The organism is Vibrio porteresiae DSM 19223 (assembly GCF_024347055.1).
Taxonomy (GTDB): domain Bacteria; phylum Pseudomonadota; class Gammaproteobacteria; order Enterobacterales; family Vibrionaceae; genus Vibrio; species Vibrio porteresiae.
In genome coordinates this window covers 1539110-1564338 of record NZ_AP024895.1, presented here as the reverse complement: position 1 = coordinate 1564338, position 25229 = coordinate 1539110, and the positions used below count along the sequence as shown (strand labels likewise).

Annotated in this window: 16 protein-coding genes; 10 read left to right on the top strand and 6 right to left on the bottom strand. The window is 45.2% G+C overall.

Annotated features, from left to right (window positions below; translation table 11 throughout):
- Window positions 1–243: 243 nt before the first annotated feature.
- Complete coding sequence (locus OCV11_RS07165) at window positions 244–1128, top strand: LysR family transcriptional regulator (protein ID WP_261895954.1); 885 nt, start codon at window positions 244–246, stop codon at window positions 1126–1128.
- 102 nt (window positions 1129–1230) lie between these two features.
- On the opposite strand, the gene OCV11_RS07160 is transcribed toward OCV11_RS07165, so the two are convergent.
- Window positions 1231–3819, bottom strand: a complete 2589-nt coding sequence (locus OCV11_RS07160) for a bifunctional aconitate hydratase 2/2-methylisocitrate dehydratase (protein ID WP_261895953.1) — start codon at window positions 3817–3819, stop codon at window positions 1231–1233.
- Between the two features lie 294 nt (window positions 3820–4113).
- On the opposite strand from OCV11_RS07160, the gene OCV11_RS07155 reads away from it, so the two are divergent.
- From OCV11_RS07155 to OCV11_RS07135, 5 genes are all read left to right on the top strand, one after another.
- Window positions 4114–5094: an NAD(P)-dependent oxidoreductase gene (locus OCV11_RS07155; RefSeq protein WP_261895952.1), complete on the top strand. Its 981-nt coding sequence runs from the start codon at window positions 4114–4116 to the stop codon at window positions 5092–5094.
- A 32-nt stretch (window positions 5095–5126) separates the two neighbouring features.
- Entirely contained in the window at window positions 5127–7742 is a 2616-nt protein-coding gene (gene acnA / locus OCV11_RS07150; protein WP_261895951.1) for an aconitate hydratase AcnA, read from the top strand.
- A gap of 279 nt (window positions 7743–8021) precedes the next feature.
- Window positions 8022–9083, top strand: coding sequence for a lactonase family protein (locus OCV11_RS07145; protein WP_261895950.1), 1062 nt, complete (start codon window positions 8022–8024; stop codon window positions 9081–9083).
- Window positions 9084–9096: 13 nt separating this feature from the next.
- Window positions 9097–10362 carry an SLC13 family permease gene (locus OCV11_RS07140; RefSeq protein ID WP_261895949.1) on the top strand — a complete coding sequence of 422 codons (1266 nt, stop codon included), beginning with the start codon at window positions 9097–9099 and terminating at the stop codon, window positions 10360–10362.
- 213 nt (window positions 10363–10575) lie between these two features.
- Window positions 10576–11469 carry a GntR family transcriptional regulator gene (locus tag OCV11_RS07135; RefSeq protein WP_261895948.1) on the top strand — a complete coding sequence of 298 codons (894 nt, stop codon included), beginning with the start codon at window positions 10576–10578 and terminating at the stop codon, window positions 11467–11469.
- Between the two features lie 120 nt (window positions 11470–11589).
- Here OCV11_RS07135 and OCV11_RS07130 read toward each other — a convergent pair whose 3' ends face one another.
- The 4 genes from OCV11_RS07130 to OCV11_RS07115 all read right to left on the bottom strand — a co-directional run bounded on the left by OCV11_RS07130 (window position 11590) and on the right by OCV11_RS07115 (window position 16752).
- A complete protein-coding gene (locus tag OCV11_RS07130; protein WP_261895947.1) occupies window positions 11590–12846 on the bottom strand; it encodes a sensor domain-containing diguanylate cyclase in 1257 nt (418 codons plus the stop codon).
- 350 nt (window positions 12847–13196) lie between these two features.
- Window positions 13197–13664: an ASCH domain-containing protein gene (locus OCV11_RS07125; RefSeq protein ID WP_261895946.1), complete on the bottom strand. Its 468-nt coding sequence runs from the start codon at window positions 13662–13664 to the stop codon at window positions 13197–13199.
- A gap of 110 nt (window positions 13665–13774) precedes the next feature.
- Window positions 13775–15757 carry a HAMP domain-containing methyl-accepting chemotaxis protein gene (locus tag OCV11_RS07120; RefSeq protein WP_261895945.1) on the bottom strand — a complete coding sequence of 661 codons (1983 nt, stop codon included), beginning with the start codon at window positions 15755–15757 and terminating at the stop codon, window positions 13775–13777.
- A 44-nt stretch (window positions 15758–15801) separates the two neighbouring features.
- Window positions 15802–16752 (bottom strand): substrate-binding domain-containing protein, encoded by a 951-nt coding sequence (locus OCV11_RS07115; RefSeq protein WP_261895944.1) that lies wholly within the window; start codon window positions 16750–16752, stop codon window positions 15802–15804.
- 489 nt (window positions 16753–17241) lie between these two features.
- On the opposite strand from OCV11_RS07115, the gene asnS reads away from it, so the two are divergent.
- From asnS to OCV11_RS07095, 4 genes are all read left to right on the top strand, one after another.
- On the top strand, window positions 17242–18642 hold the full coding sequence (asnS, locus tag OCV11_RS07110; protein ID WP_261895943.1) for an asparagine--tRNA ligase: 1401 nt from the start codon (window positions 17242–17244) through the stop codon (window positions 18640–18642).
- Between the two features lie 281 nt (window positions 18643–18923).
- A complete protein-coding gene (locus OCV11_RS07105; protein WP_261895942.1) occupies window positions 18924–20114 on the top strand; it encodes an amino acid aminotransferase in 1191 nt (396 codons plus the stop codon).
- Between the two features lie 181 nt (window positions 20115–20295).
- Window positions 20296–22185, top strand: a complete 1890-nt coding sequence (locus OCV11_RS07100; protein WP_261895940.1) for a DUF294 nucleotidyltransferase-like domain-containing protein — start codon at window positions 20296–20298, stop codon at window positions 22183–22185.
- An 8-nt stretch (window positions 22186–22193) separates the two neighbouring features.
- Entirely contained in the window at window positions 22194–22910 is a 717-nt protein-coding gene (locus tag OCV11_RS07095; protein WP_261895939.1) for a 3'-5' exonuclease, read from the top strand.
- A gap of 107 nt (window positions 22911–23017) precedes the next feature.
- Here the strand turns inward: OCV11_RS07095 and OCV11_RS07090 are convergent, their stop codons facing one another.
- Window positions 23018–24901 carry a methyl-accepting chemotaxis protein gene (locus OCV11_RS07090; RefSeq protein WP_261895938.1) on the bottom strand — a complete coding sequence of 628 codons (1884 nt, stop codon included), beginning with the start codon at window positions 24899–24901 and terminating at the stop codon, window positions 23018–23020.
- Window positions 24902–25229 lie beyond the last annotated feature (328 nt).

The following is a 25229-nucleotide window of genomic DNA, read 5'->3' as shown; positions in this document are numbered from 1 at the left end:
GTAGCGATGTAAGTCTCACTTCTTATCTTTTAAATAGCACGCTATTCTGGGCTGTGTTTATCAACTGCAGAAGAACTCACCTGAGTGACATCGTCCTATCTGAGCACCACTCTCTTTTCTCTATTTCACTGCTGAATAAATGTTCTCCATCTCAATGAAAATAACGTAAAATTCACACTCTCTCACCACTCATTTTTATGATATTATCTAGGCTTATCATGGTTTATAGATCGGTACACCCTAATGCTTAAGTTAATTCGTCAATTTAAAGTGGTGGGCGATATCCGTAACATCACTAAAGCAAGTGAAATTATAGGCATATCTCAACCTACTTTGACGCAAAATATTTCTCGATTAGAAAAAACATTAGGTGTCACATTATTAACTCGTAACAAAAATAGTATCGAGTTAACTGATGCAGGAATGACGTTGTATATTAATTCTATTGATACCATCAATTCTTATGAAAAATTAATTTCCAGCGTAACGGGTCTTGCAGAAAATAAACGTCAGATATGCACTATTGGTTGTGGCTTTAACTGGACTCATACCCGTATATTTGACTCAATCAAAGCGGTGACGACTCAACATAGCGAGATCACGTTCAACATCAAAAATGATGACACCGTAAAACTGCAGGAAGAGTTGCTACTGAACAGCTGTGATATCGCCATGGGCACTATCCCAGAACGACTGGTGCAACATAAAGAGATCGCCTATTTGCCGGTGTTTTATACACACTTTTTGGTGTTTGTCGCTCAAGATCACCCTTTACTGAGCCAAGAAACTGTCGATAACAACGACTTAGCAAACTACCAATGGATAACCGTTCGTTATGCCAATGAGCCAGAAATCAATGACCGTGTGTACGCGTCGATCATGCCATTGGATACTATCCAGTTTAACTGTCAGTCAGTGACCGCGGCATTAAAGCTGGCGCAAGATTCAAACCGTCTCATTTTCCTGTACAATCTTTTCGAAGAGACCGCCAAAGAGTATGGCTTAGTACCGTTACCCTCATCGCTAACGTATAAAACATTACCCGTCGGCGTGATGTATTTGACGAAAAATAAGCTCGCCGAAAAACTGGCAACGGAGATCATCGATCATATTAATAGTCAACATTAGTCAGACCGTCTAAACCCAGGACTACTGCACTCCTTCAGCCAAAGATGTCATTTACTCAAAGAGGTACTAGTGACAATGTCACTTGTACCTCTTCCATAGCATCTAATTATTATGAACAAGTTCTATCATCGAACGCTCTGTGTGACTTGCTGGATGAACGTAGTTATCTATCGTACTGAAATCAAGATATGTGTATATCTGCTCAGATTGAATGCGTAGCGGTTGCGTCATTGCAAAATACTGCTCGGGTGTTGGTAAATGACCAAGCATTGCTGTCACGGCGGCTAACTCGGCAGAGCCTAAATAGACCTGTGATCCCTTACCTAAACGGTTGGGGAAGTTACGAGTCGAAGTAGAAATGACCGTGGCATTTTCATTAACTTGCGCTTGGTTACCCATGCAAAGTGAACAGCCCGGTAGCTCGGTGCGTTGAGCAAACACACTGTAGATACCTTCTCCTTTCAGCTGCTGTTCATCCATTTTAGTGGGTGGTGCAATCCAGGTTTTACTCGCCGTTTTACCTTGAGTATGTTCGAAAACGGTCGCCGCCGCTCTAAAGTGACCGATATTGGTCATGCATGAACCAATAAAGGCTTCATCAATTGGCGTATTGGCAACATCGGACAGTGTTTTTACGTCATCTGGGTCATTCGGACAGCAGAGCAATGGCTCTTTAATCTGGCTAACATCAATCTCAAGTACCACTGCGTACTCGGCATTTTTGTCCGCTTTTAACAAGGTTGGATTTGCTAACCACTCTTCCATTGCAACGACACGTTTGGCTAGCGTTGCTTTGTTCTCATAACCTTGCGAGATCATCCAATTGAGTAATGTAACGTTCGAACGCAGATACGTCGCTACTTGGTGTTCATCAAGCGCAATCGTACAACCCGCAGCAGAACGTTCAGCCGTTGCATCTGCTAGCTCAAATGCCTGTTCAACCGAGAGCTGAGATACACCTTCGATTTCAATCACTTTACCAGCAAAGATGTTCTTTTTATTTGCTTTCTCGACACTTAACAGCCCTTCTTTTTGGGCAAAATAAGGAATTGAATGGACCAGATCGCGCAGCGTAATCCCCTCTTGTATTTCCCCCTTGAAACGCACCAAGACTGACTCAGGCATATCCAGTGGCATCATGCCCGTTGCTGCCGCAAATGCGACTAGCCCAGAACCTGCAGGGAACGAGATCCCCATCGGGAAACGAGTATGAGAGTCACCACCTGTACCGACGGTATCAGGCAAAATCATGCGGTTAAGCCATGAGTGAATAATGCCATCTCCCGGTTTAATTGCGACCCCGCCGCGTGGTTCAAAAAACGCGGGCATGGTGCGATGGTTTTCCGCATCGATAGGTCTTGGGTAGGGTGCGGTATGGCAGAATGTTTGCAATACCAAGTCGGCTTTAAAGGATAGGCATGCTAAATCTTTAATTTCATCACGAGTCATCGGGCCGGTTGTGTCCTGCGAACCCACTGAAGTCACTTTGGGTTGGCAATATTGACCAGGATAGACACCATCAACACCACACGCTTTACCAACGATCTTTTGCGCTAAGGTAAAACCGCACTCTTTTTCTATTTGCATTGGACGAACAAACAAAGAAGATTGAGGTAAGTGTAAATGTTCTCGGCTGTCGTCAGTCAATTGACGTCCCAAAATCAATGGAATACGACCACCCGCTCGGACACTGTCGAGCAGCATATCGGACTTAAGTTGGAAAGTAGTAATAAGCTCATTGGTTTTATGATCGCGAATTTCACCTTGGTGCGGATACACATCGATGATCAGCCCTGTGTTCAGCTTTGATACATCGGCTTCAATTGGCAGTGCCCCTGCATCTTCTAATGTGTTGTAGAAAATGGGCGCAATGGTTTGGCCTAGTACCACTCCACCACTGCGTTTATTCGGAACAAAGGGAATATCGTGACCAATATGCCAAAGTAGTGAGTTCGCCGCAGATTTACGTGATGAACCTGTCCCCACCACATCGCCTACGAACGCAATTGGATAGCCATTCTCTTTTAATTTATTGATGCATTTTAATGGGTTATCAACCATACCTTCACGGGGCATTTTTAGCATAGCTTGAGCATGAAGCGGAATATCAGGACGAGACCAAGCATCTTGAGCAGGCGAAAAATCATCGGTATTAATTTCGCCCGGAACCTTAAATACCGTTAATGTCATTTTTTCTGGTACTGGCGCTTTATCGGTAAACCATTCACCTTGTGCCCATGAGTTGATGAGTTCAGCCGCTGCCTTGTTATTTTGCTTGGCAAGCTGAGCCACTTTATCTAATCCATCAAACATCAAGACAGTATGCTTCAACGCTTGCGCAGCTTGAGCGGCATAGATTGGCTGTTTTAATAGGCTAATGAGCAGTGCTACATTGTAACCCCCTTGCATCGTTCCCAATAATTCAATCGCTTGTGCCGAATTGAGCACTGGCGACGTTAATTGACCCGCTGCAATTTGATGGAGAAATTGAGCTTTCACTTTCGCCGCTTCATCCACACCCGGTGGCACACGTTTGGTCAGCAGTTCCAGCCATTTAACTTGCTCCTCTCTTGGCAAGCTTGCATCGAGTAAAGCGTTAGCAACCTCTTGGGTATCTTGTTCGTTTAACGGTTTTGGTGCGATACCAAGGGCATCACGCGCTTGTTTCATTTCAAAATAGGCACTCAACATGGTTATTTCCCAGCTTCTTTTTACTTGTTAGGGGTGAGTCAGAGTCGACATCCGTTGTATGTGCATTTACGACTTTCTTTTTCCCGATAGATCACCGTTTCTGATCATTCCTATAGCGAATATCGGCTGTAACTCACAAATGGAATATATTGGTTGTTGAACTTTTTTACATCAAAGTGCAATATCGCCGAAAGTTAACTTTTGATCGATTAAAATGCAATCCATTCTCGTGAGTAACCTTACAAAATGTGATGGAGTTGCCGATTTAAGCAATGCTCGTCGTAGGAGACATTTATGGTAACGAATAAAAAGATTGTCCTGATGTACAAAGGAAGCAAAAGTATTCCTGACCTGATCGTTGATCGCATCAAAGACAGAACACCGGCTGGTTTTGAATTACACGTGTGTACCAATGACACGCCAGTTGATGAGCGCCGAGCCATGATTGATGGGGCTGAATACCTAGTAAACTACAGTGTTCCGTTTGAGGATTTTGATAAAGCGGGATCATTACGTTTTGTGCAATTGCTCAGTGCAGGAGCAGACTTGCTCGACCTTAACCGCTTCAAACAACTCGATATTCCTGTTGCAAATAACGGTAGTGTGAATGCACCGACCGTTGCAGAACACACCATTTTAATGATGTTAAGTTTGCTCAAAAAACTACCTATTCATCATAACAGCATGGTGAATGGTGAATGGCTAGGTCACAAATATGCACTTGAACTGGGAGAGCTTTGCAGTAAACGGGTCGGCATTATCGGTTTTGGTAATATCGGCCAACGCGTTGCTCGTATTGTCAAAGCGTTCGGTGGTGACGTGGTTTATACCGACCGTGGTCCGGTCGATGAACGTATCGAAACCGAGCTCAATACTAAGTGGTTACCACTTGATGAGCTATTAGTAAGCTCTGACATCATTACCCTGCACATTCCTCTTTTTGAAGCCACGCGCAATATGATTGGTGAAAAACAATTTGCACTGATGAAACCAACAGCCCTTCTGATCAATACCGCACGCGGTCCAATTGTGAATCAGGAAGCTCTAACTAACGCTCTGAAAAACCGCACTATTGGCGGCGCAGGCTTAGATGCCTTTCACACAGAACCTCTGCCAAGTGACGATGAATTGCGCTCTCTCGACAACGTGATTTTAACGCCACACGTTGCAGGAACATCGATTGATAACTGGCAACGACGCATTGATTTCGCGTTCAACAATATTCAGAACGTGGACAAAGGAATGCCCGCTAACGCAATTATAAATCAACGATAACCAATAAAAACAAACGCTTTGGGGTAACAGCAATGTCTTTCGTCACCACTGACTTTATTAAACCTTTTTCTTGGCACAACCAAGAATTTCATTACATCGATCTACACCAGATTTGCGGTAATAAACTCACTCAACTACCTTATGTGATGCGTCTATTACTAGAAAATGCTGCACGCCATTTGCAGGGTGCAGAACGTGATAACACTATTCAATCCGTCTTGTCATGGCTTGATAATCGCTCTAGCGATAAAGAGATCCCATTCCAACCAGGCCGTGTATTGATGCACGACACTACCAGCACACCGGCGCTCGTCGATATGGCGGCGATGCGTGATTCTCTGGCTGAACAAGATATCGATCCCACCATCCTCAACCCCTTGCTGCAAGTGGATGTATCCGTCGACCACTCACTCGCGGTTGAATATTTTGCCGAAGAAAACGCGATCAGCAAAAACCTCGCTTTAGAAATGAAGCGTAACCGTGAACGTTATCAGTTCCTACGTTGGGCAAGCCAAGCCTTTGAAAACGTGCATATCAATCCTCCAGGTACAGGGATTATGCACACCATCAACTTAGAGCAACTCGCCACAGTTGTGAAAACGGAAGAAAAAGAGGGTCAACAATGGGTGGTTCCTGACATGATGCTCGGAACAGATAGCCATACTCCGATGATTAATGGTATCGGTGTCCTTGGTTGGGGTGTTGGCGGCCTTGAAGCGCAAAGCGTGATGTTTGGTGTACCAACCATGCTCCGCATTCCTGATGTCGTGGGTGTGAAATTGGTAGGTGAATTGGATCCTATGGCTCAAGCAACCGACCTAGCCCTAAAAGTGACCCATGAATTACGTAAATTAGGTGTCACTGGTGAATTTGTTGAATTTTATGGCCCTGGCGTTTCAACGCTAACCGCGGATGACCGTAGTGTTGTCGCCAATATGGCACCAGAATACGGTGCAACCACGGGATACTTTGCCATTGACGATCAAACCCTCGCTTACTTACACCGCACTGGTCGTGAGAAGAGCAGTGTTGAACTGGTGCAAGCCTACAGCCAACTTAATGGTCTATGGTTCGATGCCGCGCAAGAACCAAGCTATACTCGCCAAATTGAGATCGATTTGAGCGCAATTCAGCTGCAAGCGGCAGGCCCAAGACGTCCGCAAGATTTAATTCACTTTGGTGATATTCCTCAGATCTTGACCGAGAAAGAAAAGGCACCAGAATTCCAACACGATCTGCTGCCCTCTTTCCCAATTACCTTTGCTGCAATTACTAGCTGTACTAATACCTCAAGCCCACAGCAATTGATCGCGGCGGGTTTACTCGCTCGTAACGCCAATAAGTACGGTATGCAAGTGCCAAGCTGGGTAAAAACATCCCTGGCCCCGGGGTCACCCGCAGCCGCCAGCTACTTAAAACGCGCAGGGTTGCTGTCTGAACTTGAATCCTTGGGCTTTGGCATTGTGGGATTTGGCTGTACGACCTGTATCGGTAACCCAGGACCGATGCCTAAAGTGATTGCTGATGCTCAAAAAGCCAAGCAATGCAAACCCGTCGCGGCTGTTTCGGGTAACCGTAACTTCCCTGGTCGTATTCACCCAGATCTTGAGCTGGGATTTTTGATGTCTCCAGCCTTGGTGGTCGCTTTTGCAATCGCAGGAGATGCCAAGGTTAACTTAGCCAACGACCCCCTCTTTACCGATTCACAAGGTAACGACGTCTTCTTGAAAGATATCTGGCCAACTCGCCAAGAAATCACTGAATTCACCCAAAAAGCGCTCAACGCTGATGACTTTGCCCGTGATTTTGCCAAGGCCAGTAATAACTTATTGTGGCAAGCTCTTGAGGTGGAAGATTCACCACTCTTCCCATGGGACCCAGCATCCAATACGCTGCGTCGCCCCCTGTTTGTCGACAGTTCCGCAGGCTCATTGCTCGGCCACTATACGGCCTACCCACTTTTGTCATTAGGTGATGACGTCACTACTGACCACATATCACCTGCGAGTGCCATTCCGCCAGACAGTTTCATCGCCGATTATTTGGTGGCACGCGGAGAAGATCGCAACGATTTGAATGTGTTTGCCTCCCGACGTGGTAACTGGGAAGTGATGATGCGTGGTGCGTTTTATAACAAAAGTTTGAAAAATAAGCTCTGCCCTGAAGCGCCCGTAGGTCATACGCTGCATATTCCAACCAACACCATCGAGCCCATTTGGTCTGTGGCGCAAAAATACCGAGACAACCACCAGCCAACGGTGATTGTCGGCGGCGAACGTTATGGTATGGGCTCATCACGCGATTGGGCAGCGAAAGGTCAGCAATTACTTAATGTTCACGCGGTGATCGCCGTAAGTTACGAACGTATCCACCGTTCCAACCTAATTGGTATGGGGATTTTGCCGCTAGTGATTACGCGATATCAGTGGCAAACCATGGGATTAACAGCAGGCGATACCATCGAAATTGTCGCTTTACCGGAAAATGTGACACCTCAAGCGAGCATTACTATTGCGGTAAAACGCAAAGATGGTGCCATCGATCGGCTGCATGCAACCGCAGCAGTAGAGACACAACTTGAGGCAGAGCTGCTACGTAAAGGTGGGGTATTCCAATTTATTTTGCAACGCTTTGGCTGTGTAAAGTAATACCCACTCAATAAACATTAAACGATAAATAGGATGGATATCAGAAAATAGAAGATATCCACCCTATCTTAAATCATCACAAAGAATAGCTAATTAATTCAAGGAGATTTTAAACCTCACTAACACCATTATATTTAAAAACAACTAAAAATAATAATACTTATCCAATAACTAATCTTTAAATTAACAGCCGTAAAAATGGAAATATAAAGCCAGATTACATTTCATGCTCATGGTTATATTAATTTAGAAACTTATCTCTACAAAAAGGATAATAACATGACTACATCGATTGCCTACACTGGATCCCGTACTACCAAACATCGCAATGCGCGAGGTAAAGGAATTACGCTCTTTGCAATAGACCAAGAGAATCGCTGGCAGGAACGTCAATCGCTTAACATTCTGGATAACCCTTCTTATTTAACGTTCGATAAAGAAAGACAGTTTGTTTATACCGTCCATGGTGACTTACGTGAGGTTTCTGCGTATAAAATCGATCGTACTGACGGCACCTTAACCCATCTCAATACGGTGACCTTACCAGAAGGTCAAAACCCAGTTTATATTGTGCCGGAAAAATTCAATCAACGTTTAGTGATTGCAACGCTCCAAGGTGGAACTGTGTTTGTTGTCGAACGTGAGCAAGACGGTTCGTTGGGTAAACTCGTATCTCAATTTCGTTTCGCGGGCAAAACAGATGAAACCATTTCCCATGCCCACCAATGTATTTGGGATCACAAAGAGAACTACTTGTTTGTTCCACAGCAAGGCCGTCAAATTGGCTATGCGGGTATCACCGTTCTAAAATACGATCATGATAACGGCAGTTTTACCCAAGCAGATTACTTCCGTTCAAGAGAGTATTCAGAACCTCGTCATATTGCGATTCACCCTAACAATCGCTTCTGTTATCTAGTGAACGAAAAAGACAATACCATCACCTTTTTCCACTTTGACGATAAATCTGGCAAATTAACCGCGAAACAAATCATTCCAGTAATGCCAGAAACCTACACAGGCGAAGGACAATCGAGTGCTATCTTGGTCGATAAATCCGGCCAATGGGTCATTGAATCAACACGAATTTATGACGCGCTATCTGTCTTCAAAGTAGATAACGATTCAGGCTTTATCACCTATCGTTACTCTTTACAGATTCCTGGCAAGACACCGCGTTTTATGACCTTTGATCGCCAAGGTGAAAAGCTGTATGTCGCTTGTGAAGACAGCGATGAAATCATCGCCTATCACTTTGACCGTCAGCTCGGCATATTAAGTCAAGCGGAGACGATCTCCAGTGTAGGCAGCCCTACGTCTATCATTTTCAGCGAATTATAATAGGGAAATTATCATGCCTAGTTTAGCTGTCATGTCCATATTAGGGATTTGTTTTTCGATTATTATCGGATTTTATAAAAAGACTAACGTTGGTATATTAATGATCGCTTTTGCTTTTATATTAAGCATCATTTATAACATTCCAACTAAGGAAATACTATCTGGATTCAGCGTTAAACTCTTTATTACCATGCTGGGAGTCACTTATTTATTTAGCATCATGAGTGGCAATGGCACACTCGATATTATTTCGAAAAAGATCGTTAACGTGGTACACAATAAAAAGTTATTGCCCGTCGCCATGTATTTGGTGGGATTTATTTTGTGCGCTGTCGGTCCGGGTGCAATCCCCGTATTAGCTATCGTGCCAGTTATCGCGATCCCCATTGCTTTCCAAGCGAAACTTAACCCCATTATGCTCGCCATTATTGGGCAATGTGGTGTGTTTGGTGGGCGGATGACCCAAATTACCCCTGAAGGCGTATTAGTCAAAGATTTGATGAGCAGCCAACAAATCGAAAACCAAATGTTTCCGGTGTGGTTTAGTTTATTCTTTACTTCTGTGGCCTTGGCTATCGCTTGCTACATTTGGTACAAAGGCTGGAAAACCGAAGAAGACACAGCGCCAAGCGATCACTATGTAGAGAATACCCATATGACTTGGGTGCACTGGACATCTTTATGCGCACTGCTACTGCTGATCGTTTGCGCCGTGGGATTCTCACTCAATGTTGGACTCACTGCTTTTGTCATTGGTGCCGCGCTCTCCGCGTTCGGTTCTGGCAACGAGAATCAAGCCATCAAAAACATTCCTTGGTCGGTACTGATTTTGGTCAGTGGCGTTGGGCTACTCATGCACATCGTGCTCAAATCTGGGGGGCTTGATATCCTTACTCAATCGTTAGCATCGATTATGACTGCGACAACAGCCTCATCAGTGATGGTGATGACATCGGCGATCATGTCCTTCTTTAGTTCTGGCCTTGGGGTCGTATTCCCAACTCTCATACCCACATGCCAAGGCATCATTGAACAACTCGGTGGACACGCCTCTGCTATCGAGTTAGTCGCTATGGTGGTAGTGGGCGGTACAGTGTCTGGACTTAGCCCAGTATCAACCACTGGAGCACTGATCATGTCCGGTATTGCCACCAATAAAGAAGCTGAGCAAACCTACACTCCAAGCAAAATGTTTGTTGAACTCTTTGCATGGGCAACCTTTGCCATGGTGATCTCATTTGTTTTGGCGATCGTCGGTTTTTTTAGCCTAATATGCTAGCAGCGCAAACTTAGCCACACTGACTAGTAGTCCCGCATCTTCTCTAAATCCTGAGTTATGCGGGACTATCTCACTTTTTGTCGGCACGTGTCTGTCATTACCATCCTTACATCCAATGCCAACGATAGGTTTATTCTATAATTAGTAGCTTGAATTTATGGCAGATTAAGCGATACTCTTAGCCTTCTCTGTCGTAATTGCATCTATGTCCGAATGACCAAAAAACACACCACCGCTGCCAAAATTCTCGATCTACTAACTCAAGAGCGTACTCCAATAGGGGCACATCTCTCTGCGCAATATTTTGCTGATAAGCTCTCCTTATCGCGCAGCCCAATTAATCGAGCTTTTGAAACATTAGCGGAAAAAGGCATTCTGGAAAAACAGCCGATGCGCGGCTACTTTTTAGCAAAAATCGTCGATATGCCCACAGATGACATGCTCGATGAAATGGGCTTAGTTGAACAAGACATCGTCAAATCGGTCTATTTCCAAATGGCAGACGATCGCTTAAAAGGTGAACTGGATGATGTGTTTTCTGAAAAGCAGATAAAGCAGCGCTACAACTTAACCAGTGTGCAATTACAGAGCGTACTAAAACGAATTGCTGAAGAAGGCTGGATCATTAAAAAGCCTGGCTACGGCTGGACTTTCTCCCCGATGCTGACCACGCCGGAGAGTTTAATCCAAACTTATCGAGTACGTATGGCGCTTGAACCCGCCGCTCTGTTAGAGCCTAGCTATCATCTCGCTCAAAAGACCATCGATCAATGTCGCAAAATTGAATTGGAGATGCTAGAAGCGGATGTTGAATCGTTTACGGCAGATCAGTTACATGAACGTGGCGTTAAATTTCACCAAGCGATTGTGGAAGCTTCAGGCAACCCATTTTTCTCTGATACACTTTTAAGAATCAACAACGTACGTCGCTTGCTCTCCTATCGTTCGATGAAAGATCGTACTCGCTATCTGGAACAGGTGCACCAACATCTGCACTTGTTGGATCTGCTGGAAGCGGGCAAGAATGTCGAAGCGTCCGATTATTTACGCAAGCACATTGAAAGCACCATCGCTAATTTGTCTAAAATCGATACGTTACTCTCTTAACATACTATGGGCTCCCTATCGAGCCCTCATCATGTGACTGACTACTTTGGCGGATTCCCCTGAGTTTCATGATTTAAGACTCAGCTTAACTAAAAACCGTTTAGCTCGCTGATCAAAGCACTAGGCTTCACTAAACGCTCCGTCTTGCACCGTATTGTCGGCAACCTCTGCAGCAAAACGAACTTGGTTACGCCCAGAGGCTTTCGCCAAATACATGGCTTCATCAGCTGCATTAATTAACCTATCTATCGACTCGCCGTTATCAGGATAGAAACTAATGCCAATACTGGCGCTCACTCGACGCACCGCTATAGTGTTGTCCTGAGTCGGGATATCAATGTCACGGTGAATCTCTTTCAATAGGCCATGAGCCATTTCTTGGCTGGTCTGCGGTGTATTCCTATCAGTCAATATCACCACAAATTCATCGCCACCTAGCCTTGCCAACGTATCACCTTGACGTAGCAGTTGGTTCATTCGCCCCGCGGTCTCTAACAGTACATAGTTACCCGCGGTATGCCCAAGTTCATCATTGATCTCTTTAAAATGGTCTAGGTCGATAAAGAGGATCGCCATCTGCGTTTTTGCTCGTTGTACCAGCATAAAGAGTTGATCAAGCCGCTCGTAAAGCAGTTTTCGATTAGGCAAACCGGTAAGGCTATCGTGAGTGGCCGATTGTTCTAACGCTAACTCCATCTGCTTTCGATCCGTGATATCACGATTACTCGCTCGACGTCCGATGAAATGGCCAGCGTCACTAAATACGGGTTGGCACGTATGAGCAATCCATTTTTCAACGCCATCGGCCGTGCGAATACGAAAATCAATTTTGTGCACCCCCTGCTCACGATGTTCTTTATCAAGGTGTCGTACCACCTCGTCGTAATCATCAGGGTGAATTAAACGCTCAAGTAAATGACTATCTTGAGTAAATTCCTCAATCGAATAGCCCGTGATACGTTCACAGGCTGGCGACATATAGATGAATTCCCCCGAGGGAGCCATCCAAAACTCCCAGTCATAAGTAAAATCGGCGACGATACGAAACTTCTCCCGCTCCATGACAAGATCTAACTGAGCCGCTTCGCGACGCATGGCTAGCGAAACCACATACCAGGCGACAAACACAAGACAGGTACCCATTAATAGATTAGCCACCAGATAAATCAGCGAAATATCATCACTCCAATGCTCAAAATCCTCCTGAGCCAGCGCATTGTAGAAAGCATTATCCTGAACTAATACAGCCTTTAACCCAGGTAAATCCACCAGCTTGTAGAGCAATAGAGTTAAGAGCGTCAGCACCCCATATGACACAACAAACAATCTCGCAATACGATAAAGACGCGTATGCTGGTTACGCGCATGCAATGTCATCGTTCCCCACTCCATTTAACGCCAATTCTTCCTGAATCATTGCCATAATAATTCACCTTAAAAAAGCATGGGTATTCACCTCATAACGTATGGTATACAAGGAAATAGATTGATTTGGTGTTGTTCACACCTTTATCGTTAGATACCGAGATACCTATCAAATAACACTTTAAATAAGGGAATTAACACACTATCAACCCTGTTCGATGGCGTTAAAAAATCAAGTTCAGCAGCGCTTATTGCAGAGTAAGAAAGTGTCAGTGGTCGATGGAATATCTCGGTTTAACGATGATATTCCATGAAAAAGAAGAGAATTCTATGATGGGAAAGACGCCTAGCGGCTTTAGTCATTAACGGGGATAAACCTTTTGGAACCACTCTTGCACTATGTACGAATGATCATTAAATTCACAGCCCAGTTCCTGAGCATAATTGTGGAAGAAGTTTAGATGAGCGTTACGCCACCACTCATAGGTGCGATCCCCTTCCCCTTCCTTGGCAGCAAACTCGGCGTCTACATCACCGAATTCGCACACCGCCACTTTGGTGTTTTCTACGATACAGATAGGATTTTGTTGCCAATCCAGCACCACCAGCAGTTGCCCAACTTGAGGTAGTGGTTCATTTTCGGCGTCATACCCCTGTTTTAAACTGCACGTGGCAGTTTTAATGCCTGCATTGATTAGCCGCGCGCACTCATTGGCATTGTATTCATCGGCACAAAAGTATTCGGCAGCGACTTTAGGAATGGCCTCTCGCTCACTTAATGTCAGGGTCGCGAGATATTCATTAAGAAAGGCTCTGTGTTCAAGCTTCATTTTATATCCTTATAACTTTTTGATTTTTATAATTTAACACAGAAGAACAAGGGAAACAAAAAGGGAGCTCATTTAGCTCCCTTTGTTCACACGGGTACTCTCAATGATATCTAAACGCGGAATTTCTCAATTAATCCCAGCTGTGTTCTGGCTTGCGCTTTCAAGGTGTCACTCGACTCAGCATTACTGATTGCACCGCGTGCAGTCTCTTCTGCCGAATCACTGATATGCACCACACTTTGGCTGATCTCTTTCGCTGTTGAGCTTTGCTCTTCGGTTGCCGTCGCTATTTGCATGTTCATTTCCACGATCTGCCCAATCAAAGAACTCATCTGAACCAGCCCGTTGTCCGCTTGCTCTGCCACGGCAATATTGGAATCATTCTTGCTCACGTTGACATTAATGACATCCACCACCGCGCGAATCAATTTTTGCATGATTTCAATCATGCTCTGGATCTCTTCGGTGGATTTTTTGGTTCGACTGGCCAAGTTACGCACTTCATCGGCCACCACCGCAAACCCACGTCCCTGTTCGCCAGCACGAGCCGCTTCGATTGCCGCGTTCAATGCTAATAGGTTGGTTTGTTCTGCAATGTCTTGAATGGTTTCGATGATACTGTCGATCTTCACCCCATATTCGTTAAGCTCTAGCGCTGTTTTTGAAGTTTTCTCAATTTGCTGAGCTTGTTCGCGAATATTATCAATCGCTTGTTTGATACTCTTGCCCACTTCTTGGGTCTGGTCATGTGCTTGCTCTGCCGCCATCATGGTATCTTGAGCACGCTGTGCCACTTCGGCAACCGAGCTTTCCATCTCGGTCATCGCCGATGCGGTTGATTCCAATAATGAACGTTGGCTAGATACCGCTGAAGTGGTTTGGTTACTGATCAGTGAGTTACTGTCCGCCACTTGCGAAAGCTCTTGGGCTGAGCGGCTAAGCCCTTTGAAGGTATCACGTAGGTTATTAGCCAAGCCATTGAGATAATTGCCCAACTCACCAAACTCATCTTTGGTCGATTGCTGAAATTGCACTGTTAGGTCGCCTTTGGTCATCTGCATCAAACTCTGTTTGAAGTTGTAGATGGCTTTCTTCACCCAACCGGCAATCCATGTCGGCACAAAGATGGCAATCACCAAGGCTATCGCACTAATGATGACCATGCTCTGCTTAATCAAACCGATGCTTTTAGAACTGCTATCACGTGCTTGCGCCACTACGTTATCAGCCTGTTCAATAAACTTATCGACAGAGACCTGCATGGCGGCCGTCGTATCACGAATAATATTCATGTTTTTATCGGTTTGGCTTTTTAAATCATGACGCTTTTTGTACAAGGCATACAAACCATCAGGTTTTTTGATCTCATCCAGTAAGGGATTGATCATCAAGCTAAACACCTTACCAATATCGGTATCGTAATTATTGATATCGTTAAAACGGTTTTTGATCACCACATCCATCCCATCGAGACGTTTGGTGAGATCATTAAAATCTCGCCCGACCAAATACGCGTTAAACCCAGTCAATACCCGCTTAGTTTCACGCTCCATCCCGACCATAGTGAGTTTGAATTGCGGATCGGAGTAACGGTCGGATGTGTACTTATTGAGGTAATAAGTGAGACGACGCTCAGTATTACTCATCACTTTTAAATCAGCATCAATTTGTTTGTCGTTGGCCAAACTGGCGCGGCGAATGTCCATTAATGCTTTCGCAGCGGCAGCATAACTGGTACGTAGTTGACTGATCTGACTGATGTCTTCTGAAAAAGCGCCATCGCGGTTCAAAGACGACTGACCAATGGTACTCAGCGTGTTATCGATACTCTCATTTAGCTTGTTAAAACTCGCCTGAAGAGCGTCGATTTGAGCTGCACTTTCTACGGTAAACACACTCACCACGTAGTTATTTTGTTGTAGTACATCGGTTTTTAATAAGGTCACCGATTTAGACAACGGCAAGGTGACACGGGTCACCTCTGAAATGTCCGTATCAATCTTGTTGACGGAAAAGTAGCTCACCCCTACCAACACCAACAAAAAGATGATTAAGATAGAGAAACCACCAATAATTCGAGAAACTAAAGACATAACCTGTTACTCCAAAGTCATTTTTGTGCGGGCAACTTCCCAACTTACTCTTTGATCAATTGTCGGTAGTTCTCTTTAGTGACTAAGCGAAATGGCACCCAGTGTGGGTTCTTCACTTTCTGGCGGTTAATCAACTTGTACGCGATATCCACCGCATCTTTGCCTTGATTTTCCGCATCTTGTAATACCGTCACCGCGAGATCCCCTTTCGACATCTCTAAAAGCGCATCGCGAGTAGCATCAACCCCACCCACCAGAAATTTCTTAGGATCTTTACCCGAATCTCGCATCGCCATGATGCTGCCAATGGCCATCTCATCGTTGTTCGCAGCCAAAATGTCAAAACTGGTGCCTTTTTTCAGCCAGTCAGAGACTATCTTGTAGGCTTCATTACGCGCCCAGTGTCCCGTTTCCTTAACCACAATCTTCATATTGGGGTATTTAGCGACCACATCTTCAACGTCTTTGGTGCGCAAAACGGCGGCCTTATGGGTTGGGTCACCCTGCAGTAACGCCACGTTACCCTTATAGTTGGCAAGTCTTGCCAACTCTTCCATTTCTAACGTGCCAGATTCCAGCTCGTTGGAGCCAACATACACCGTATTTGCCGGCATAGTGCTCATGTCTTCTACAGGTTCAGTGTTAATAAAAACCAGTGGAACTTGCTTAGCAAATTCAAAAAGTTGGCGATTTTTCTCTGTCGTGCCTGTAGCGAAAATGATGATGGCATCCGCGCCAGCAGCAATGTAATTCTTCACTTGCTGAAGTTGTAAGTCGAAATCGTCTTCAGCCGAATCGATGTACACTTGGTCATTACGCGCATCCACTGCAGCTTCAATATGAGAGCTTAGAATGTTTCGAAAGTTATCTTCCGCACTCACACTAACCGCAATGAACTTAGCTTCTGCTGTCGGGGCATGCAGTAAAACACCGCCTGCCATCATCAGCGCTGCCATATGCAATCCAAGGCCTAAACGCAGTTTTGAACCTTTCATACTGTCTAACCCCATGTTTTTTCAAAAGCCATGCAAACAGAAAAACCTGAGTTGTAGTATAGACAGGATGGCGATTGGGCACTGAGCAACCACTTAGGTGGCTTAATAGCGTTGTCAGCAAAACCTAATGCGATTACAACGCATTACATTCATTTACGAAATAAATGTGACTTTTGCCATAAGCGAAAAATTAGATATGAGGCACAAATATTTTGTCCATCACCACTAAACGCAGCTTTTGTCCGTCGCAAATGCAGTGATTCTGGGTTTCCACATCAGAAAAAATGGATTTTTACCAAGAAACTGGTCTATTCGCATAAATAATGTTCACTTTAGACACATTAAAGGTTGATGCGCGCGAATTGACAGGTAATATGTTCCGTTGAATCTGTAAAATTCTCTACAACCCGATGTTTCGGTTATTTTTTGCTCGCAGCGAGCAAGGCGGCATCGTGTTGAATTTTTACTTCTATGGAGACATAACTAAACATGACTTACGCGCCTGTAAAAGACGTTCTTGGCGGCAAGCTCGCAGTAGACAGTGAAGTCACTGTACGCGGCTGGGTTCGCACACGTCGTGATTCCAAAGCTGGAATCTCTTTCCTTGCCATTTATGACGGCTCTTGTTTCAACCCGATCCAGGCCGTGGTCCCAAATAATCTGAATAATTACGACGAAGAAGTCCTTAAGTTGACCACTGGTTGTTCAGTAGAAGTGACCGGTACTGTTGTTGAGTCTCCAGCATCAGGTCAAGATTTCGAACTTGCTGCTACTAATGTAAAAGTAGTAGGTTGGGTAGAAGACGCAGAAACTTACCCAATGGCGAAAACTCGTCACTCTATCGAATACCTTCGCGAAGTCGCTCACCTACGCCCACGTACTAACGTGATTGGCGCTGTAGCTCGTGTTCGTAACTGCCTTTCTCAAGCAATCCACCGTTTTTACCACGAACAGGGTTTCAACTGGGTATCGGCTCCACTGATCACTGCTGCTGACGCAGAAGGTGCTGGCGAAATGTTCCGCGTGTCTACTTTAGACATGGAAAACCTACCTCGCACAGAAGAAGGTAAAGTGGACTTCAACGAAGACTTCTTCGGTAAAGAAACTTTCCTAACCGTTTCAGGCCAGCTAAACGCTGAAGCTTATGCTTGTGCGCTGTCTAAAGTGTATACTTTCGGCCCAACATTCCGTGCTGAAAACTCGAACACTAGCCGTCACCTAGCGGAATTCTGGATGGTTGAACCAGAAGTGGCATTTGCTGAACTAGATGACGTAGCAAAACTGGCTGAAGACATGTTGAAATACGTGTTCAAAGCGGTACTTGAAGAGCGTCGTGACGACCTAGAGTTCTTCGCATCTCGCATCGACAAAGACGTGATTACTCGTCTAGAAAAATTCGTGACATCTGACTTTGCTCAAGTGGATTACACTGATGCAGTGGATATCCTTATCAAATCAGGTCACGAGTTCGAATTCCCAGTTGAATGGGGTATCGACCTTGCTTCTGAACACGAACGTTTCTTGGCGGAGCAACACTTCCAAGCTCCAGTTATCGTGAAGAACTACCCTAAAGACATCAAAGCGTTCTACATGCGTCTGAACGAAGATGGCAAAACGGTTGCAGCAATGGACGTTCTTGCCCCTGGCATCGGTGAAATCATCGGTGGTTCTCAACGTGAAGAACGTCTAGATGTACTTGATGCTCGTATGATCGAAATGGGTATCGAACCTGAAAGCATGGGTTGGTACCGTGACCTACGTCGTTACGGCACTGTACCACACGCTGGTTTTGGTCTTGGTTTCGAACGTCTCGTCTCTTACGTAACTGGTATGGGCAACGTTCGTGACGTGATCCCATTCCCACGTACTCCACGTAGCGCAAACTTCTAATCACATTTGCATAACCATTACGGTTGGCATCTGCGGAATACATCGCCAAGGGCTATCGCTAGATAGCCCTTTTTCTTTGTCTGTTGCTTAAGAGCAATACGCTATAAGTCCGTTGTAAATGCAGTTTTTCTGCATAACAAAAGCGCACTGTTCAAAACGTAGTAGAGGAAAGCGAAATTATTTTGAATTTTTATGTTATGTCCTGTTGTCAGCGAAACAGGGTGAAGGTATAAATAGGGAAATCGACCTCATTTCCTTTTAACCACACATGGATGACCATTATGTTTGAAAAAATTGTCGCGGCTCCGGCAGACCCAATTCTTGGTTTGACTGAAGAGTTCAAAAAAGACCCTCGTGCAGACAAAATTAACCTGGGCGCAGGTATCTATAAGAACGAAGCGGGTGAAACTCCTGTTTTAGCGACAGTGAAGAAGGCAGAAGCTGCCCTGTTAGATAACGAAAAAACCAAATCTTATCTAAGCATTGAAGGGATGGCTGATTACGGTCTAGCGGTGCAAAAACTGCTGTTTGGTGCAGACTCAGCGATCGTTACTGAACACCTAGCAAAAACCGCTCAAGCACCTGGTGGTACTGGCGCGCTACGTATCGCTGGTGAATTCATTAAACGCCAACTGGGCGATGTGAAAATTTGGATCAGCAACCCAACTTGGGCCAACCACCATTCTGTGTTTAAGAGTGCTGGATTAGAAATCGCTGAATACACCTATTACAACGCACAAACCAAAGCAAAAGATTTTCCAGCAATGCTGGCAGACCTTGAACAAGCCCAAGCGGGTGACGTCGTGCTATTGCACGGCTGCTGTCATAACCCAACTGGTATCGATCCAACCATCGAAGAGTGGGAAACCCTAGCTAAACTTATCGCAGCAAAAGGTTTGTTACCACTGTTCGACTTCGCTTACCAAGGCTTTGCTAAAGGTGTTGAAGAAGATGCAGCAGGCCTTCGCCTGTTTACTCAATACAACCCAGAAATTTTAGTAGCAAGTTCGTTCTCGAAAAACTTCGGTTTGTACAACGAACGTGTGGGCGCATTTACGCTCGTGGCGAAAAATGCCGACACCGCAGCACAAGCGTTTTCACAAGCAAAAGCAATTATTCGTTCTATCTACTCTAACCCACCTGCTCACGGTGCTGCAGTCGTTACCCATATTCTTAACGATGTTGCGCTTCGTGCTGAATGGGAACAAGAAGTGGCTGAAATGCGCGAACGTATTCACGAAATGCGTAGCCTATTTGTGAACACTCTGAAAGAACAAGGTGTTACCGCTGACTTTAGCTTTATCGAACGTCAAAACGGTATGTTCTCATTCTCAGGTTTGAACAAAGAGCAAGTACAACGTTTGAAAGCAGAATTTGGTATTTACATCGTTGGCTCTGGCCGTATCAGCGTTGCTGGTATGACCAAAGCAAACATGCTACCACTTTGCCAAGGTATTGCTGCGGTTCTTTAATCACCTGCGCACGACTTTGATAAATCACAAAAAGCTGGCTTTGCCAGCTTTTTGCTTATTTTCCAAGCACAAACACTGCTGGTTTCTGCGTTTTGGCTAAAATTAGTGTAGTATACCTATTCGCTAATACCGCCAAGCCTATACAGGAATTACCTGTAAGACGTAACGAAAGGAGCCATCGATGGAAGCCGAGCTGCTAGAAATCAAAAACTTTCTCAGCCAATACCCCCCTTTTAACGAACTTCCCGAAGAAACGCTCGAAGAAGTCGCCCAGAATATCGAGATAGCCTACTATCGCCAAGATACTCCGATCATCCATTTCGGCGACTACATTGAAGATCTCTATGTGATCCGTAGTGGCGTAGTTGAACTCTATCGCCGTAAAGGAGAACTCTATAACCGTATGACCGAAGGCGACATTTTTGGTCAGATGGGACTCCTCACCAACAATAAAGTGCGCTTTCCCGTCACGGCGATAGAAGACACCTTGGTGTATTGCATTCCCAATGCCGTGTTTCAAAAACTCTACGATGAATTTGATGTGTTTGCTGACTTTGTTGAAGTCGATAATCACGCTAGGTTGCGCCACGCCATCTCAAGCAAAAGCGAAGAGAATGACCTCACCACTGTAAAAGCCAAAACCTTGCTCACTGGTGCTGCCCCATTTGTTTATAAAAATGCGACCATTCAAGAAACGGCCATCAAGATGGCGGAAGAGAACATCTCTTCCGTGCTGATTATCGACCCAGATATCATGGACGATAACGAAGATGAAGCATCGCCAATCATCGGTATCATTACCGATCGCGACTTGTGTCGTCGGGTTTTGGTCGCAGGGATCAATCATGATGAGTGTGTCAGCGAAGTGATGACCTCAGAAGTGATCTCACTGGACCATAACGCCTATGTATACGAAGCCATGCTGACCATGCTGCGTTATAACGTGCACCACTTGCCGATTCTTAAAGAACGCAACCCTATCGGCATTATTGAAATAACCGATATCGTTCGTTACGAATCGCAAAACTCGCTGCTGTTAGTAAGCAGTATTTTCCAACAGCACAACATTGACGATTTGGCCCAAGTCGCCGCTCAAGTAAAAAGTAGCTTTGTGCGTATGGTTAACGAAGATGCCAATAGCCACATGGTTGGCACCGCAATGTCGACCATTGGACGAAGCTTCAAACAGCGCATTATCGAGTTAGCAGAAGAAAATTTAGGCCCCGCCCCTATTCCCTATTGCTTCCTCGCTTTAGGTTCGATGGGGCGTGATGAACAGCTCGTCGTCACCGACCAAGATAATGCGATCATCCTTGATGATACCTACGATGAAAAACTGCATGGCCAGTATTTTGCCGACTTTGCCAAGTTCATTTGTGATGGTCTGGATAAATGCGGTTACACCTATTGTACCGGCGATATTATGGCGACCAACCCGATGTGGCGTATGACTCGTCGCGAATGGGAAGCCTGCTTTGCTGATTGGATTGATGATCCCAATCCTAAAGCGCTATTGAATGCCTCGATCTTTTTTGACCTAGATGGTGTGGCGGGCAAACTCAAATGGGCCGAGCAACTTAACGGCTTTATCGTGCGTCGAGCGCGTCGTAATAATCGCTTCCTTGCTTGTTTGGCACGTAATGCCCTAAATCGCACTCCACCGCTGGGCTTTTTCAAAAGCTTCGTGATGGAAAAAGATGGTCGTCATAATAATTCGATCAATCTTAAACGCCGCGGAACTGCGCCGCTGGCGGATCTGATTCGCGTCCATGCGCTCGCGGTTGGATCACGGGCGAAGAACTCCTTTGAACGCCTCGATGATATTATTGCCGCAGGTATTTTGCCTAAAGGTCGCGGCGAAGATTTACGCGATGCATTGGAATTTATCTCGATGGTGCGTATTCGCCACCAAGCCTTTGATGTTGAGCAAGACCAAGAACCGGACAACAATATCGAACCAGAGAACCTCTCTGACTTTGAACGCCGTAACTTAAAAGATGCTTTTCAGATTTTAAGTAGCGCGCAAAACTTCCTGAAGTTTCGCTATCAAGCGGGCAATGCGCTTAAGTAAGGCTGCCGATGAAACCCAATTTTAAAACGCCAAGTATCGACTGGCCCTATAAGTTTCAAGCCAAACTGAAAGTGGCTAAGCATCCGTTACTCAAAGAGTTTTATGCCAAAGAGTTACCGGACAAAAATACCCCCTTAGAGGAAATCGAGTTTCTTGCTATCGACTATGAAACGACCGGGTTGAATATCGACAAAGACGAGATCATCACTATCGGCGCGGTGCCTTTTACGCTAAACCGCATTTATCTTAATCGTGCTCGCCATTGGACGGTACGTCCAAGGCAGAAGCTCAACGAAGATTCGGTGATCATTCATGGCATCACCCATAGTGACATTATGGATGCCCCCGATCTCTCGGAAATCATCGAAGATGTGCTCACCTTGATGGCGGGTAAAGTCATGGTGGTGCACTATCGAAAAATTGAACGGGAGATGTTGGACAAAGCGTTGCGACGTCGTATTGATGAAGGGATTGAGTTTCCCGTCATCGATACCATGACACTCGAACAAGTGATTCAACGGCGTGACAATGGTGGTCTATGGAACTGGTTTAAAGGCAAAAAGCCCCAATCGGTGCGCCTTGGTCAATCACGTCAACGCTACAATTTACCGCCCTACACACCTCATCACGCGTTAACTGATGCGATTGCGACAGCAGAGCTTTTCCAGGCGCAGATTGCCCACCATTTTGCAGCTCAAGATACGGTGCAAAGCTACTGGCTCTGAGCAGGTAATCACTGCAGGCCCCATAACATAAAGCCGCTCGTGATAAATGAGCGGCTTTGGTTTTAATCTAGAGATCTAAGTAACAATAAGCTAGCGTTTCAAATGAGTTAGATTTTAAAACGGCGGATTTGTTCGTGCAGTTGATGGGACAAATCTGAAAGACCAGTCGCCTGTTTTGCTGCTTCATGCGCATCGTTCGCCAGCTCGTCAGACACATCACGGATACCTTCCGTATTGCGCGTAATCTCCGATGTTACTGACGCTTGCTCTTCTGCTGCTGAGGCAATTTGGGTTGCCATGTCGCTGATCATCTCAACCGCTTTTTGAATTTGGGTTAAGCTGGCAGAAGCTTCCGTTGCATCATCGACAGAAGTGTCAGACAGTTTGCGACTGTCCGTCATGATGCCCACTGCTTTATTGGTGGTTGATTGAAGGGTTTCAATCATACTTTGAATCTCTTTCGTCGACTGATGAGTACGTTGACTTAAGATACGCACTTCATCTGCCACCACCGCAAAACCACGACCTTGTTCACCGGCACGCGCAGCTTCAATCGCTGCGTTCAATGCAAGTAAGTTGGTCTGCTCGGCAATGTCTTGAATCGTAGACAAAATGGTGCTGATGCTTGAAGCATGATTTTGCAGATCTTCGATAACACCAGTGGCGACCACAACCTCATCGGCCAAGTTGGCAATTGAAGTTTGCGTTTGTGTCACTTGCGTTGTGCCATGCACTGCTGCGCCAACGGCCTCATTCGCACTGCTTGCGGTATGGTCCGCGTTGCCAGCGATCTCTTTGGTTGCTGCGGCCATTTCGTTAATTGCCGTTGCGACCATATTGATCTCATCTTGCTGCACACGAATGCGTGCGCTGCGCTCTTCTGCATGCTGCGCAGTGCCACGAGCTTGGGTAGTCAGAGAACTTGAGATGTCACTTAGCGTGGTCATCATACTGTGCATGTTACTCACAAACACGTTGAAGTTCTTCGCCAAACGCCCCACTTCATCATCGCTACGAGGTTCTAGGCGTTGAGTTAAGTCGCCATCACCAGAAGCGATCTCTTCCAGTGCTTTAGAGACGCGAATCAAATCTTTCGTCAGCACGTTGACCAGTGAGTAAACGGCAACAATCACGATGAGGGTAATCAACAGCGCCACTAACACTAGACGCGTTAGCATGCTGTCGTAGGCGGCATATTCACTTTCTCGGTCAAGGGCGACAGCCATAATCCAAGGTGTACCATTAACGTGAGTAAAGTAAACCAGCTTGTCTGAACCATTGATTTCAAATGGCATCAAATCATTCGTGCTGATCGCCTGGTTAATGCGGTTCATGGTCAATGATGCATCAAAGTCGGTGGTCGCTTTTAACAGGAGGTTTTTATCGGTGTGCGCCAGCAACGTGCCGTTGGTTCCATCAATCAACATGGCTTGAGCGTGGTTACCTGCTTTGATGTTGATAACGTTGCTAACCAATTGATCGATCAGAACGTCCGCACCCAGTACGCCTTTAAACTGACCATTGACAGTAATTGGCTCAGCGATGGTCACCATCAAAGCGCCAGTGATTGCATCTTTATAAGCTTCGGTAATGATCTGTTTGCCAGCTCGTTGTGCGTCTTGATACCAACCACGAGTACGTGGGTCATAACCGGCTTTATTACGCTCTTGCAAAGAACGGCGCATTTCACCATCGACGGTGCCAAAGTAGACATCATCAAAACCACCCGCTTTACGAGTTTGTTTTAAAAAGGTAAGCCATTGTGCGTCATTTACGTTCTCTTCTGCTGCAGCCACGATATACGCGTTTTGACCGATCCAGTCAGAGATGCCTTTCGTCGCAGTTGCTGCGATACCTTGCGCTCTAAGTTGCACATTGCTTTGTGTTTCTTGCTTAAGTTGTGACGCTGCAAGCCAAGTTAAGGCTACTGCCATTAACACCACAGCAGCGAAGCTAGCAAGTATCAATTTTTGTTTTAATGATAGTTTCATAAAAAGACGAAATTATAGCCAAAAGTAGTGAGTGAGGCTGATGGTAGCCTAATTTCATACTTTGTACAGGCAATTTAATAGATTTTATAACCAGTTGATTTTTTATTACTCTAGGTTATTTACTCTAATTATTTTATGCCCTATTTCGCCTTATATTTGACGTTTGCACGACAAACTTATGACACCTAAATTAATATAACCTTATGATATTAATGAACTATACACATCTGTTGCCATTCATTAATCGTCTTATGGACCACAAGCACTGCACTTGTATCACAGCGATACAACACAGAGATAAAAAAAGACCAGCCGAAGCTGGTCTTTG